The 13,893-nt window shown below is 69.5% G+C and carries 14 protein-coding genes; 3 read left to right on the forward strand and 11 right to left on the reverse strand.

Features of this window, described 5'->3' with window-relative positions; genetic code table 11:
* Window positions 1–13: 13 nt before the first annotated feature.
* From QF030_RS03750 to QF030_RS03775, 6 genes are all read right to left on the reverse strand, one after another.
* Window positions 14–1,741: a carbamoyltransferase family protein gene (locus QF030_RS03750; protein ID WP_307161204.1), complete on the reverse strand. Its 1,728-nt coding sequence runs from the start codon at window positions 1,739–1,741 to the stop codon at window positions 14–16.
* Between the two features lie 40 nt (window positions 1,742–1,781).
* Window positions 1,782–2,486 (reverse strand): FkbM family methyltransferase, encoded by a 705-nt coding sequence (locus QF030_RS03755; RefSeq protein ID WP_307161205.1) that lies wholly within the window; start codon window positions 2,484–2,486, stop codon window positions 1,782–1,784.
* A 61-nt stretch (window positions 2,487–2,547) separates the two neighbouring features.
* A complete protein-coding gene (locus QF030_RS03760; protein WP_020129798.1) occupies window positions 2,548–2,799 on the reverse strand; it encodes a phosphopantetheine-binding protein in 252 nt (83 codons plus the stop codon).
* Between the two features lie 94 nt (window positions 2,800–2,893).
* Window positions 2,894–4,045 carry an aromatic ring-hydroxylating oxygenase subunit alpha gene (locus tag QF030_RS03765; RefSeq protein ID WP_307161206.1) on the reverse strand — a complete coding sequence of 384 codons (1,152 nt, stop codon included), beginning with the start codon at window positions 4,043–4,045 and terminating at the stop codon, window positions 2,894–2,896.
* A complete protein-coding gene (locus QF030_RS03770) occupies window positions 4,042–4,893 on the reverse strand; it encodes a shikimate dehydrogenase family protein (protein WP_307161207.1) in 852 nt (283 codons plus the stop codon). The genes QF030_RS03765 and QF030_RS03770 overlap by 4 nt, the downstream gene beginning before the upstream one ends.
* An 8-nt stretch (window positions 4,894–4,901) precedes the next feature.
* A complete protein-coding gene (locus QF030_RS03775) occupies window positions 4,902–5,948 on the reverse strand; it encodes a 3-dehydroquinate synthase family protein (protein ID WP_307161208.1) in 1,047 nt (348 codons plus the stop codon).
* 233 nt (window positions 5,949–6,181) lie between these two features.
* Here QF030_RS03775 and QF030_RS03780 point away from each other — a divergent pair, with 233 nt between their 5' ends.
* Window positions 6,182–7,351, forward strand: a complete 1,170-nt coding sequence (locus tag QF030_RS03780; protein ID WP_307161209.1) for a radical SAM protein — start codon at window positions 6,182–6,184, stop codon at window positions 7,349–7,351.
* Here QF030_RS03780 and QF030_RS03785 read toward each other — a convergent pair.
* From QF030_RS03785 to QF030_RS03800, 4 genes are all read right to left on the reverse strand, one after another.
* Window positions 7,333–8,280: a Gfo/Idh/MocA family protein gene (locus QF030_RS03785; RefSeq protein WP_307161210.1), complete on the reverse strand. Its 948-nt coding sequence runs from the start codon at window positions 8,278–8,280 to the stop codon at window positions 7,333–7,335. The two genes, QF030_RS03780 and QF030_RS03785, sit on opposite strands and share 19 nt — an antisense overlap.
* A complete protein-coding gene (locus QF030_RS03790) occupies window positions 8,277–9,950 on the reverse strand; it encodes a B12-binding domain-containing radical SAM protein (RefSeq protein ID WP_307161211.1) in 1,674 nt (557 codons plus the stop codon). The genes QF030_RS03785 and QF030_RS03790 overlap by 4 nt, the downstream gene beginning before the upstream one ends.
* 125 nt (window positions 9,951–10,075) lie before the next feature.
* Window positions 10,076–10,822: a 4'-phosphopantetheinyl transferase family protein gene (locus tag QF030_RS03795; protein WP_307161212.1), complete on the reverse strand. Its 747-nt coding sequence runs from the start codon at window positions 10,820–10,822 to the stop codon at window positions 10,076–10,078.
* Complete coding sequence (locus QF030_RS03800) at window positions 10,819–11,463, reverse strand: hypothetical protein (protein WP_307161213.1); 645 nt, start codon at window positions 11,461–11,463, stop codon at window positions 10,819–10,821. The genes QF030_RS03795 and QF030_RS03800 overlap by 4 nt, the downstream gene beginning before the upstream one ends.
* 119 nt (window positions 11,464–11,582) lie before the next feature.
* Here QF030_RS03800 and QF030_RS03805 point away from each other — a divergent pair, with 119 nt between their 5' ends.
* Complete coding sequence (locus QF030_RS03805) at window positions 11,583–12,656, forward strand: hypothetical protein (protein WP_307161214.1); 1,074 nt, start codon at window positions 11,583–11,585, stop codon at window positions 12,654–12,656.
* A gap of 13 nt (window positions 12,657–12,669) precedes the next feature.
* Entirely contained in the window at window positions 12,670–13,365 is a 696-nt protein-coding gene (locus QF030_RS03810) for an alpha/beta fold hydrolase (protein WP_307161215.1), read from the forward strand.
* Window positions 13,366–13,375: 10 nt separating this feature from the next.
* Here the strand turns inward: QF030_RS03810 and QF030_RS03815 are convergent, their stop codons facing one another.
* Complete coding sequence (locus QF030_RS03815; protein WP_307161216.1) at window positions 13,376–13,777, reverse strand: S-adenosylmethionine decarboxylase family protein; 402 nt, start codon at window positions 13,775–13,777, stop codon at window positions 13,376–13,378.
* Window positions 13,778–13,893: the final 116 nt, after the last annotated feature.

Raw genomic sequence — 13,893 nt, forward strand, 5'->3', positions numbered from 1 at the left:
CTCTCAGTCGGTCTCAGTAGGTGGCGGGGCTGCCGGTCGCCGACGACAGGGAGGTCGCCAAAGCGTCCAGGTCGTCGGCCGAGTGCGCCACCACGTAGTTTTCGATGATCATCCAGTCCAGCCGGCTGCCGCCGTAGAACTCGAGGGCCTGCTGCGGGGTCTCGACGATCGGCTGACCGTTGTCGTTGAACGATGTGTTGAGCACCACCGGAACTCCGGTCAACCGGTGGAAGTGCGCGATCAGCCGGTGGTACGCGCCGTTGTCCTCGGCTGTCACGGTCTGCACCCGGGCGGTGCCGTCGACGTGCACGATGGCCGGGACCTCGCTCTGCTTCTCGGCCCGGACCGGGGCCACGATCAGCATGTACGGCGACTCGATGTCCAGGTCGAAGTAGTCGGCCGCGTGCTCGCGCAGCACCGCCGGGGCGAAGGGCCGGAACGGCTCGCGGTGCTTGACGCGGGCGTTGATGATGTCCTTCATCTCGGCGCGCCGGGGATCGGCCAGGATGCTGCGGTGGCCCAGGGCACGCGGCCCGAACTCCGACCCGCCGGTGAACCAGCCCAGCAGCTTGCCCTGCGCGAGCAGTTCGGCCCCGATCCGGGACGGCTCGTCCACTTTGCGGTAGGGCAGTCCGCAGGCGTCGAGCGCGGCCCGCACCTCGCTGTCCTCGTAGGTCCGGCCCAGATAGGCGTGGCGCTGGGCGGTACGGGCGGGCTTTTCACGGGGCCGGCCGGCGATGACGTGGTAGCCGTAGTAGGCGTTGCCGACGGCGCAGCCGCCGTCGCCCGCGGCGGGTTGCACGAAGACGTTCTCGAAGGGGGTCTCGCGCAGCAGCCGGCCGTTGGCCACGCAGTTCAGCGCGACTCCGCCGGCCAGGCACAGGTCGGTGAGCCCGGTGTCCGCGTGGAGCCGGCGGGCGACGTGCAGGAGGGTCTCCTCCAGTGTGTCCTGGGCCGCGTAGGCCAGATCGGCGGCTCGGGCGAAGCGCTCGTCGCCCTCGTAGCCTTCGAGGGCGCGCTCGATGAAGTCGAGCAGTCCGCCGTTCTTCAGGTGCAGTTCGTAGCGGCCGTCGGGCAGCAGCGTGAGGTACTCGCGGAACTCCTTGCAGTAGCGCGGAGTTCCGTAGGGCGCGAGGCCCATCGTCTTGCCGTCTTCGGACAGGTACCAGTGGCGGCCCTCGTACTCGTTCTCGTACAGGACGAAGCCGATGGCCTTGCTGACCGCTTTGTACATGTAGCCGAGGGAGTGGTCGCTGTCACCGGCCTGGTAGACCCGAAGGGCGCTGAGGCCGTCGGTGGACCAGTTGGTGCCGAGCACCTTGGACAGCTCGGTGATGGTGGTGCCCTCGCCGACGGCGGTCGTGAGGGTCTCCACGCCCTGGTCGTCGATCAGGCTGCCCGCTCCGTCGACCACGAGAATGGCGGCCCGTTCGAAGGGTGACGGGAAGAAAGCGCTGGCAGCGTGGGCCATGTGATGGCGTATCAGGTGGATGCGCTTACGGAAGGGAAAGTACGCGGGTGCCAACAGCGTGTCGTCGGCGACGATGACGTCGACGTCCGCGAGGCGTGCCTGCGCCATGTCGAGGCAGTACCGCCACGACTGGTTGAACAGCGAGTTGACTCCGACCGAGTACTTGACCCGGCGTACCCGCTCCTCCTCGATCCCGGCGGCGATGACGCCGTCGGAGACGAGACAGGCGGCGAAGTCGTGGTTGGACCCGCCCAGGCCGAGCGTCAGCATCCCTGTGTTCCCCCTCTTTGAGCTCGCAGGATTCCTTGTGTCACGGCCGCACGGCGTGGATCAGGTGGTTCAGCGTGTCCTCTCCGTCCGCCATCGGCGGTTTCAGAACGCTGGGCTCCAGGCCCATCTGCCTCAGATACGCACAGAGTTCGGCGACCCGGCCGTGCACGTCCTGGACGTCGATGAACACATTGCGCAGCAGAGGGCGCAGTTCTGCGTCGACACCCCGCAGGATCTCCAGTTCGGAGCCCACCGCGTCGATCTTCAGCAGATCTACGGGTCGGTCGGTGCCGATGTGGCGGGAGAGCCGTTCGACGGTGACGGTGGTCTCGCGTCCCTGAAACATCCGCTCCACGACCCGCGGCGGAAAGCTCCTGCCCAGCAATTCCTTCAGCTGACCCTGATCCTGCGGGTACAGCGTCGAACTGCTGGGGAGCAGCGGATAGTAGCGGAAGGACACGCCGGCGACTTCCTCGCTCCCGAGGGCCGTCTCGTGCACGGACACGTCGTGGAGGCCGAACTCCGCCACGTTGGCGTGCAGGGCCGCGACGAGTTCCGGCAGCGGCTCGAAGGCCACGATGCGCGCCTTGGGCCGCCGCTGCTTCACGAACAGCGTGAAGAGCCCGATGTTCGCCCCGACGTCGATGACGAACGGCTCGTCCGGAAGGGAAATACCGGCGTAGGTTCCGCCTTCGAACATCTCGCGGTACAGAAAGCGCGCGTCCAGCGCACTGACGGCGTGCACGGAGAATCCCTCAGCGACTTCCGTCAGCTTGGGGGGTGTCATATGGCGGGGCTCCCGGTACTCAGCCGAGGCGTTCGACGACGTAGTCGGCCAGCCGGTCCTCGGACGTGAGCGTGTCCTCGGTGAGGTCCTCGTCCTCGAACGTCACACCGAACCGCTCCTCGAGGAGAAGCAGGAACTCCAGCGCGTCCAACGAGGTGAATCCATAGGCTTCGAGGAAGTTGCTGCTGTTCTCATTCACCGTGCGACCACTGGAGGCGGCAAACTCCTTGGCGATTTGGTGGATCTCCTGGAGCACTTCGTCGCGGTTCACAGACAGCCTTTCATTCGTTCGGACGAGTGACAATCTATCCGGTGGGTCAGAGGCTGTCCATCCTGACTAAGACTCAAAACATCTCAGTCGGCGCCTAGTTGGATCCTGCAAGCAGACGGTCCAGCCAGCGATGGTGATGCTGCAACGCCAACTCGTTGCGTCCGAACACAAAGTGCGTATTCGCCCCGGAGGACAAAGCTGCCTGTACGTCAAATCCGGTGCGATAGTCCTCGTCCGCCACACCCCTTTCGACGAGTTCGCTGAACTCCGCCGTGTAGCGCCGGTCCTCCTCGGTGACCGGGGGCACGCGCGTCAGGATGGTCTGCACGGTGCTGCTCCGGTCCACGCCCGGGCCGGGCATGATCTGGGAGACGACTCCGTGTCCTTCCCAGGTGCCGGCGATCGACACGTTGGGGAAGACCGTGTAGACCGTGCCGCAGTGCGGAGCGGGGTCCCAGTCCTCGACCGGGACGTCCCGCAGCGTCCGGAGCGACTTGACCGGGTACAGGATCCGCTGGTGCGGCCCGAAGGAGTCCACCACCATCAGGTTGGAGGTGGACGTCGGGGCGAACGTGGTGCGGTGCAGTGCCTGGATGTGGTAGCTCTCCAGGTAGCCGTCGAAGGCGACTTTCCAGCCGGGTCCGGGCAGTTCGCGCTGCTCGTAGACGTGCCACTTGTCGAGTTCGAGCCGCTCCAGCTCCCGCGCGTACTCCCCGAGCCAGGCGTCCAGGTCGATCGTGGCGCCGGGGGTGAGACACACCCATACGAAGCCGAGGCTCTCCACGACGGGCAGGGGGCGCAGCCCCAGTTCGGCGGTGTCGACGTCCCCGAAGGTGCCGGGCTTGTGCACGGCGACGAGGCCGCCCTGGTCGTCGTACACCCAGGCGTGGTAGGGGCAGCGGAAGCGGTGCCGGGTGCCGGTTCCGGCCGGGCACAGCTGGGCGCCGCGGTGGCGGCAGACGTTGAGGAACGCCCGTACGACGCCGTCCTGTCCTCGGGTGAGCAGGACCGGGGTGCCCAGCGCGTCCAGGGCCTTGTAGGAGCCGGCGCCCGGGAGTTCGACGGAGAGCGCGAGCGCGAGCGGGACCCGTTTGAAGACGACGTCGATCTCTCGCCGCCACCGGTCCGGGTCGAGGTATTCCGTGACGGGGACCCGCAGCACGTCCTCGGCCTGGTCCGTCGTGCCGGCCTCCAGGTGCGCCAGGGCCCGCTGCGCCAGGGCCACGGCCTGGGCATGGTCGATCACGGCTCCCACCTCCCGTTTCGTTGCGGTGCGTGCAGTGCGAAGAACTTCTCGTAGAGAAGCACCTGGCTGTCGAGCATGTGGCGGCCGTACACCACGGGCCGTCCGCTCTCCCGGGCGGCCTTGAGCAGGGCGGTCTCGGCCGGCTTCATGATGATGTCGGCGACCGCGCAGGTACGCGGCAGACGTGCGAGGTCGAAGGGCAGCGGGTCACCTGGACGCATACCCAGCGGGGTCGCGTTCACCGCGATGTCGGCGCCGTCACCGTCGAAGTCGCCCTCGGAGCCGACCACCACGCGACCCGGCCAGCGTGCGTCCAGCCGGGCGAGCACGTCCTCCCGGCGGATCGCGTCGGGGTCGTACAGCCGCAGCCGGGCGACACCGGCGGTGAGCAGGGCCGCGGCGACGGCCCGTCCGGCGCCGCCGGCCCCGGCCAGGACGACGGTCGCGCCCGCGGGGTCGTGGCCGTTGTCGCGCAGCCCGTGGACGAAGCCGGCGCCGTCGAAGTTGTCGGCGAGCCAGGTCCCGTCGGGGTTCCTGCGCAGGGCGTTGGCGCTACCGGCCACTTCGGCGGCCGGGCCCAGCAGGTCGGCGTACCGGCACACCTCGATCTTGTGCGGCACGGTGACGAGGATCCCGTCGAGGTTGCGCATCCGGCGCAGTCCGCACATCACCTCCGCGAGGCCGTCGGGGCCGACATGCACGGGGACCAGCACGGCGTCCCGCGCGGTACGGGCGAACAACTCGTTCAGCAGGCCGGGGGCGCGCACCTGGGCCACCGGGTCGCCCAGGACCACGTAGAGCCGGGTCGTGCCCGAGATGGCGCTCGGGCCGGGCGGGGCGTCGGGCATGGCGCTCCTCAGGCCGAGGTGGGGGCGGCGCCCGAAGGCAGGTCCGCCAGGACGGAGGAGACCAGGTGCTCGTCGACCCCGGGCACCAGTTCGACCCCACGGGGGCCGTCCAGGACGAACGTCAGTCCGGCATCGGCGTCCTGCCCCTTCTTGTCGCGCCGCATCAGCTCCACGAGGGTCGCCACGGGCACGCCGGAGGGCAGCCAGGTGGGCAGTCCGAAGCTCTCCACCATCTCCCGGTGCTCGGCCACCCGGTCCTGGTCGACGCGGCCCAGCCGGCCGGCGAGCAGCCCGGCGAACACGGTGCCGACCGCGACCGCCTCGCCGTGTCGCCAGGCGTAGTCGGTGGCACGCTCGATGGCGTGCCCGAGGGTGTGGCCGTAGTTGAGGATGTGGCGCGGACCCCGGTCGCGTTCGTCGAGGGCGACGACCGACGCCTTCAGCGTCACACTCGCCACGATCTGCTCGGTCAGGTCGAGCCCGCGCAGATCGCCGGCGCCGATGAACGCGCAGCGGGCTATCTCCCCGTAGCCGCTGAGCAGTTCGCGTCGGGGCAGGGTGTGCAGGAAGTCCGTGTCGCAGAGCACCGCGCTGGGCTGCCAGTAGGCGCCGACCAGGTTCTTGCCCTCAGGCAGATTGACCGCGGTCTTGCCGCCGACGCTCGCGTCGACCTGGGCGAGCAGCGTGGTCGGCAGGTGCACGACCTTGATGCCGCGGTGGTAGAGGGCGGCGGCCAGGCCGACGGTGTCCGTCGTCGTGCCGCCACCGCAGGCGACCACGGCGTCGGACCGGGTCAGCCCGGCAGCGACGAAGGCGCGGCAGTACGACTCGACCGACGCGAGCGTCTTGAGCCGCTCGCCGTCGGCCACCGGCACGACCGTGAACGGCACACCGGGATCGGGGAGTTCCCCCTCCGGTACGGCGCTCACCAGGGCGACGCGGCCGACGCCCAGTTCCTTCAGAACGGCCGGCAGCAGTCGGCGGGCGCCGGATCCGACATGGACGGCGTAGTCGTGGTCTTTCAGCGTGACGTCGATACGGCGGATTGCGCTCATGCCTTCAGTGCCCCCGTGGCTGTCCGGCCCTCACCGACGGCATGCTAGCCAACGGTGCCGATCAAGGTCCACCCCCGGATCGTGTAGACCGCCGGATCCGCACATGTACAGAATGTTGCGCGCTCATGGAGCCGCAACTGGGTCCTATGGCTACATGGTTGACGAACAGTTAGGGTTGACCCGTCGAGCGACCTGGCCGTAAATCCCAAGCCGACCGCAAAACGGGGACTTTCATGCGCCTTAAGGAAAAGTTTCGTGCCGCACTCACCGCCTCGGCGGCAGAAGGCGGTCGACTCCCCTTCCTGATGAACGACATGGTCATCGAGGAACAGCTCTGCCAAATGCGCTGTTCCTACTGCCTCACCGAGGAGTACAACCTCCTCATGAACGTGCCGGACGCACGGCTGCGGCTCACCACCGATCGCCGTCAGGACTGGCACGAGATACTGGACATGTACCACGAGCACGTGGACGCGCCCATTCTGCGGCTCTCCGGCGGTGAGTTCTTCTGGCTGAAGGGGTCCACCGAGTTCGTCCAGGAGGCCAGCCGCCGCTACGAGACCGTCCAGGTCATCACCAACGGCGTGTTCCTCAACGAACGGCGCATCGAGGCCCTCGCCGCGATGGGCAACGTCCAGCTGAACATCTCCCTGGACGGACACACCCTGGAGCTGAACCGGCACCGTCTGCCCCCGAAGCAGGCCAAACTGCACGACGTCATCATGCGCAGTCTCCACGCGGCGGCCGGGGCCGGGCTGCGCATCGACATCCAGTCGGTGCTCACCGACGCCAACTACGCGGGCCAGCTGGAGTTCGCCCAGTACCTGCGCGACGAGGTCGCGGGCAGCACCACGCTGTACTTCTTCCCCGTGCGCGGCGACACCGCGGAGCGCATGGGCCCGCCGCCCGGCAATCACCTGATGCCGCTGGTGGAGCGCTACGACGAGTTCGCGGACGTCCTGCCGCCGCGCGCCTACGTCGAGCACATGGCCGAACAGCTGAAGACGAACGTGCGCACCCTCGGCTGTTTCGTCACGGCGACCATGGCCCAGCTCTTCGGCCAGGGCGACGTCTCCGCATGCCCGCACGCCTGGGTCAAACCGATGGGCAACCTGGCGCAGGACCGGAAGCTGCTGCTCGACCAGTACGGCTCGCACCAGCACTACGACCTGTTCATGCACGACCGGCCGCGGTTCAGCTTCTGCAAGACCTGCGCCACGCCGTCCGACGTCATCAACCTGTTCTTCCTGGACCGGATCACGGAAGAGGAGATCGGCGCGACGCACCTGTACTCGGGTGAGCGCTCACGCGCCCGGCTGCGGGAGCTGAAGGAGACGTTCCGGCCGGTCATATCCGACTCCCCCGCAACCGGACAGGGCGTCGCTCAGAGCGTCAGCTCCTGATCGCACTCGGCGTCGGCGTACAGCGCCGCGATGAGTTCCTGCACCTCCAGCGCCTGCGCCGGGGCCACCGTGCGGCCCCGGGCCCGGCCCGCCACCGTGTCGAGGAAGCCGCGGATCGCCGCCAGCTCGGGCCGCCGGTCCTCGGCCGTGACCGTGCCCGCGGCGCTGCGCACCTCGCCGCGACGCAGGTCCAGCACGGTGCTCTCGCCACTGGCGGCGGTGGCCTCCAGGGTGAGGCCCATGACCCGGCTGCGGCGATCGATGCGCAGCTTCGCGTGACCTGCCGGGAACTCCAGGTCGGCGACGACCCGCTCCTCCACACCTGCCGCGTCGACCCGGCAGGAGACCGGGCGGGGCCGTCCGAAGACGGTGATCAGCAGATCCAGGGCGTGCGCGCCGAGGTCGACCAGTGCCCCGCCGCCGGCCCGCGCCGCGTCGCCGTACCAGTTCGTCACAGGCCGCCACAGCCGCTGGCCGGCGGTGGTGAAGGTCAAGGTGATCTCACAGGGGCCCTCGGGCAGCGCCTTCAGGAACGCCGGCACCAGCTCGTGGAAGCGGTAGGGCAGGTTGACCGCGAGCCGGTCGGCGCCGGCCGCCCGGGCCAGCCGGCGCGCTTCCGCCAGATCGGCGGCCAGCGGCTTTTCGCACAGGACGTGCGCCCCGGCCGCGAGGGCCGCGAGCACGGGCTCGGTGTGGGCGTCGTTGGGGGTGCACACCGCCACCACGTCCGGCCTGCCGACCGTGAGGAACTCCTCCAGGCTGGTGGTGACCAGGATGCCGTCGGCCGCCGCACCGAGGACCGAGCGCGCGCTGTCGGCGTCGGTGTCGCAGGCGGCGACGAGGGTGTAGTCCTCGTGGTCGGTGACGACGGGCAGGTGATAGCGCTGGAAGACGCGCCCACAGCCGACCACTCCGTAGCGCAGGGTCATCGGGCCACTCCCGCCGCGACGAGGGCCTCGGCGCCGCAGACGCGCTCCACCCGCTCGCCGAATTCCTTGAAGGACTCACCGAGGTGCTCGGCGTCGTAGTCGGCCACCAGGTCCCGCAGATCGGCGGTGAGCCGGCCGGCGAGGTCGGGCGGGTCGGTCTCGGCGAGGACGAGTCCATGGTTCATGAAGGCGAGGAACAGCTCCGGCAGCCCGTTGCGCCAGGCCCGCAGCCGACTGAGGAAGGCGCGCGGATTGTGCTCCGTCCCTCGTAGCCGGCGGGCGCCCAGGGCGATCTTCTGGGCGATGAACGGCAGGACGTTCTCCTTGCGGTCGCTGATCTCCTCGCCGACCTCGCTCCACGCGCTCCACAGGGCCTCGACGCGGGGGTCCGGCACGCGGTAGTCACGGCGAGCGGTGCGCAGGATCTCGTAGGCGTCGCCCTCCAGACCCTCGATGTCGGCCAGCGGCAGCGGCTCCTCGATCTTGTCGTACATCTCGGTGCCGCGCAGCGCGATGGCGCGGTTGATCAGGAAGAACGGGTTGTCCGCCTCGTGGATCCGAGCGGCCACGATGAACTCGAGGTTCTCCCAGAGTTCGTCGATGGTGGTCTTCGGCTCGATCATGATCCAGCCCGGGTCGAGGCCGAGGCCCTTGCGCTTGAACATGCGGGCCGCGTCCAGGTTGTAGGCCACCGTGGTGCCCTTCTTGAACCGCCGCAGCATGCCGGGCGACCCGGACTCGATGCCCAGCAGCGCGGACGAGAGTCCCGCCCGGTGCAGCAGGTCGAGAGCCTCGTGGTCGATCAGCCCGGAGTCGACCCGGAACTCACAGTGGAACTGAAACTTCAGACCACGGCTGAGGACGGTCTCGGCGAACTCGACGGCGTGCGCGAAGCCGTCGCCGAACGCCCCACCGAAGTTGTCGTCGTTGAACCAGATGAAACGGGTCCCGAACTCCCTTTGCAGGTAGTCGATCTCGTCGACGACGTCACCGGGCGGTCGCATCCGCCAGAAGCCGTCCACCACTCCGGGCTGGCGGGGCGCATAGCAGAAAGTGCACTTGGCGTGGCAGCCCCGGCTGGTGAACGTGGAGGCCACGGGCGTCGCGATGCCCGCCGCCTTGTGGTACTGCAGCACGTCACGGGCCGGCCAGACGAGGTTTGCGAGGTCCGGCAGCACGGGCATACCGCTGCTGCGCACCCGGTCGCCGTCGCGGTAGAACAGCCCGGGCGTCTCCCGCCAGTCGGTCCCGGCGGTCAGCCGGTCCATGATCCCCACGACCGTCAGCTCGCCCTCGCCGAAGGTGACGCAGTCGGCCTCGGGTACCCGCTCGGCGATGAGTTTCGCGTTGTAGGTGCAGAACGCGCCGCCGATGGCGATGAAGACGTCCGGGTCGGCGATCCGCGCACACCGGATCAGCCGGATGGCATCGATGATGTGCAGGTCGTACATGATGCTGATACCGATGAAACGGGGGCGCTCACGGCGGATGAGCTCGATGATGGCCTCATCGCTGGGCGTACGGCCGTGCAGATTCAGGGATGTGACGGAGTGTCCGGCATTGCGCAGATATCCTGTGATGCAGGCGAGGCCCAGATTCTCCCGGACCTTCTCGTAGAAAATCCGCAGCGCCGGGTCGAGTTGGACATACTCCTCGTCGGTGACGGTCACGTTCTGATTGTTCAGGCTGAGTGCCCCCGTGGCTATCTCACGCGGGGTCAACAGCACGACGTCCGACATCTGACCCTAACCCTTCCCCGTGGTCCGTAAAAGAAGTCGATGCAGAATAAACGGAGTTACCGCCACGCCCGGATCATCGCCGACGTGTCGTGCCGTACGAGTGTCACTTCGGTTGTTCCCGTCACCGAGACTGACGCGGGGTGCGTCGTGCCAACCACCGTATCCGCCATGCGCACTTCTTGGCAGGCATCCATCTTTTCCGGCCACCTCAACACGGCCGGTGGGAGCTTGGGATCCGACACCTCCAGTCGGCGCAGCGGAACACGCAAGCCGACGCCGATCGCCTTCAGGACGGACTCCTTGCGCGTCCAGTAGCGCAGAAAGGCCGCCGGCCGTTCGGCGGGCGGGCGGGCTTGCAGAGCGGCCAGCTCCGTGTCGGCGAGGACACGGGGGGCCACCTTCTCCACATCGGCGCCGACGCCGTCCTCGACGTCGAGCCCGACGTCCGCGCCACGGCAGACGGCGAGCCCGATCACGTCCCCGCTGTGCGAGACGGAGAAGCGGACGTCCGCGTGGGCGCTCCCGGTCGGTACGTCGAGCGTGACCTTGCCGTGCGGCCCGCCGCAGCGCGGACACACGCGCCGCAGGGGCACGTCGGCGGGCCGCACGCCCAGCAGTTCGCCGAGCACCAGCCGGCTGACCGCGCAGCCTGCGAGGAAGCGGCGCCTGTTGTCGGGGTCGGCCGTGGCCTCGTAGCGGCCGAGTTCCACGGGATCGAGCAGTCCCACCAGTTCCGGGTGCGTGTCGGCCAGGCGGGCCCACCACACCTGAACCGGGCGCGGCGGGCGGTCCGCCGCTGTCACGCGCCGGCCTTCAGCCGCACTTCCCCGACGAGCCGGAACCCCATGTGCGGCACCTTGAGGATCTGGGCGCCCGAGCCGACCTCCCGGAACCGGGCCCGCAGCGACTCGATGACGTCCCGCGGGTCCTCGCCGGTCAGCCGCAGCAGGTCGGGCCGCGGGACGATGACGGCCCGGCGGTCGGAGAGCGCGCGCAGCGCCTTGGCCTCGGCGTCCGACAGCCGCACGGACGCGGACGGAGTGGTGAGCACGCCCGTCTCGTCCAGGTCGAGGATCTGGGCGGACGCGGGGGCTGCGACGTCCCGCAGGTAGGTCAGGAAGGACACGAGGCGTTCGACGCCGAGCGGTGCGGCCATGACGAAGCCCGCGCCCGAACGGAGCGCCGCCAGCGTGCCCTTGGCGGTCGGCGCCGGCTGTACGAGGACCGCGTAGGCGCCTTCGCGGGTGATCTCGCGCAGTTCGAGCGGAGCCGAGCCGTCCGCCTCGGCGGCCACGAAGGCGACGAGGAGGTCGTCGGCGACGTGCGCGGCCAGCCCCCCCGGTTCCTGCGCCGCAGGCTCCTTCAGCGGCAGTCCGGTGCGCTCACAGGCCTCTCGCAGACGGGCGGCTTCCGGCGCAGCAAGGTCCCGGGTGAGTACGTACATGCTGTTCGAGCCTCTCGTCGCGTGCGGATCACGGAGTGGATCACAGACCTGTCGCGTGCTCTGACTGTCTTTCTCCTTCCCATAGTTCCATGATCGGCCCTTGGTCTACACTCCTGCGCATGCCAGAGCGCCCCTCCCCCGCCCCCTTGGTCCGGCGCACAACGCACGCACTCTCGGCGGACGACCGGCCGATTCGGCTGCCGCACACCGAGTTCGACGGCGCCGAGGTGCGGTTCCTCGGCGAACCGGTCGATCCGGCCGTGTTCCCCTCGTCGGCCGCGGAACTGTGGCACGCGTGCGACGGCACCCGCCCGTACCGCTCCTGGCCCTCCCGGGAACGGGAGTTGATCGCCGGATGGCATGCGGCGGGTCTGGTGGTCGCCGCTCCGCGGCCCCGCTCGCAGCCGTCACGCGCCCTCACCCTCCTGTCTCCCCACCCGGACGATGCCCAACTCGCCCTGGGAGCACTGCTGGCCCGGTTCGGCGGCCGGGTGGTGGACGTGTTCTCGCACGAGACGTGGACGCGCCGCCCTCACTATCGAAGCCGTCCCGCGCTCGCCTCGCGCCTGCTGCTGGAAGAGGAGCAGGTGGCGTGCGGGGTGCTGGGCGCGGAACTGACCGTGCTCGGTCACGTGGATGCCGCCGACCGCGCCGCCTGGCGGGACGGCTACTTCCTCGGGCCGCAGGCCGTGGACGCGGCCCGTGCGACGGAGCCGGAGCTGTTCGAGCGCGTCAGCGCCGACCTGGCCGCCGAGGTGGCGGGCGGTGGCCCGGTGCTCGTACCGCTGGCCGTGGGCGGGCATGTCGACCACGTCCTGACCCGGCAGGCCGCGCTGGAGCTGATCGCCCGCAAGACGCTGGAGCCCGAACGGGTCGGGTTCTACGAGGACATGCCGTACTCGCTGTTCGCGGACGCCACGGCCGAGGCCGGCCGCCTCGCGGTCGGCCGCGAGCAGGTCGCGCCGGTCCCCGTGTTGATCCCGGCGTCGGAGGCGGCGGTACGCACCAAGCAGGAGGCGCTGTGGCCCTACCGGCTCCAGGTGCTGGAGGCGGTCTCCAAACGGATCGTCCGGCACGGCCGGCAGCTCGGCGCGCCGGGGTGGGCGGAACGCCTGTGGGTGCTGCCGGAATCCGCCGACGTCTTCGGCGAGTTGGCGGCCGCGGCGGCGGAGGAAGCCGCCACGGCCGGGTGAGGGCGGACGCGGCATGCGACTGCACACCCGGGAGTGGGGCACCGGCGACCGCGTCGCCGTCCTCGTCCACGGCCTCATGGCCGACCACCACACCTGGCACGAACTGGTCCCGGTCCTGACCGGCAGGGGCTATCGCGTCCTCGCCGTGGACCTGCGCGGTCACGGCGCCAGCGGCCGGGGTGTGTACGCGCCGCACCTGTTCGCACAGGACCTGCTGGAGACACTGCCCCGCGGACCGGAGCTGGCGCTGGGCCATTCGCTCGGCGCCCTGGCCCTGGCGCTCGCCGTGGCGGAACTGGAGCCGGAGCGTGCCGTCTACTCGGAGCCCGCCTGGCGGCTCGGCGGCCCGGACGGCACCCTCGACCCGGCCGTCTTCACCCTCTTCAAGCGCGCCCCTCGGCTGCTGATCAGGAGTCTGCGCCCGCAGTGGGGAGAGCGGGAGGTCGCGGCCGAGTTGGCGGCGCTGGACGCCTGGGACGAGAGGTCGGCGCTCGCCCTCTCCGCGTACCGTGCCGCCGATCACACCCCGGAGAAGCCGCTCGTCCGCTCCCTCGTCCAGGCTGCGGAGCCGAGCACGCTGGTGAGCGGGGAGATGCGGGCGGAGCTGACACGGCGGGGGTTCGAGGTGCGGACCGTGCCGGACGCCACGCACGCGATCCACCGGGACAGCTTCGACGCGTTCCTCACGTCGCTGTCGGGGTGGTTGTGAACGGTGCGGGTCAGTGCACCGCGCGCAGCATGCGCGTCACGTTGATCCTCGTGGGCGAGAGACCCAACTCGACACTCTGCATCATCCGTTCGCCGTTCAGGCGGCCGTACGCGAGCAGGTCGATGTTGGCGAGGCTGAATTCCGGCCAGGTGTGGATGCTCAGGTGCGAGGCGGAGAGAAGGAGGATGGCGGTGACGGCGCCGTTCGGGAAGATGTGCGAGGACTCGCCGAGTACCGTGGCGTTTCCCTTTTCGGCGGCCGTGCGCAGGATCTTGAGGAGGCGCTGTTCGTCGGTCAGGATGCTGTGGTCGCTCACCCATACGTCGACTGCGTACGAGCACAGATCATTGACGTTTATTCCCTCGGTGGCGGGAGTGCTGGAGTTGGTCATGGGGAACCGGAGGCCGCTCAACGCTCGCCTCCGTCTCCTTTCCGATAGGTATGTGCTGGTCTGACGGCCGAAGTGGAAGGTCGGCGAGACCGGTTCACCGACGGCCCGGCGGGGCGCAGCGTAGCATCCGGCGCGTT

Source organism: Streptomyces rishiriensis (assembly GCF_030815485.1).
Taxonomy (GTDB): Bacteria; Actinomycetota; Actinomycetes; order Streptomycetales; family Streptomycetaceae; genus Streptomyces; species Streptomyces rishiriensis_A.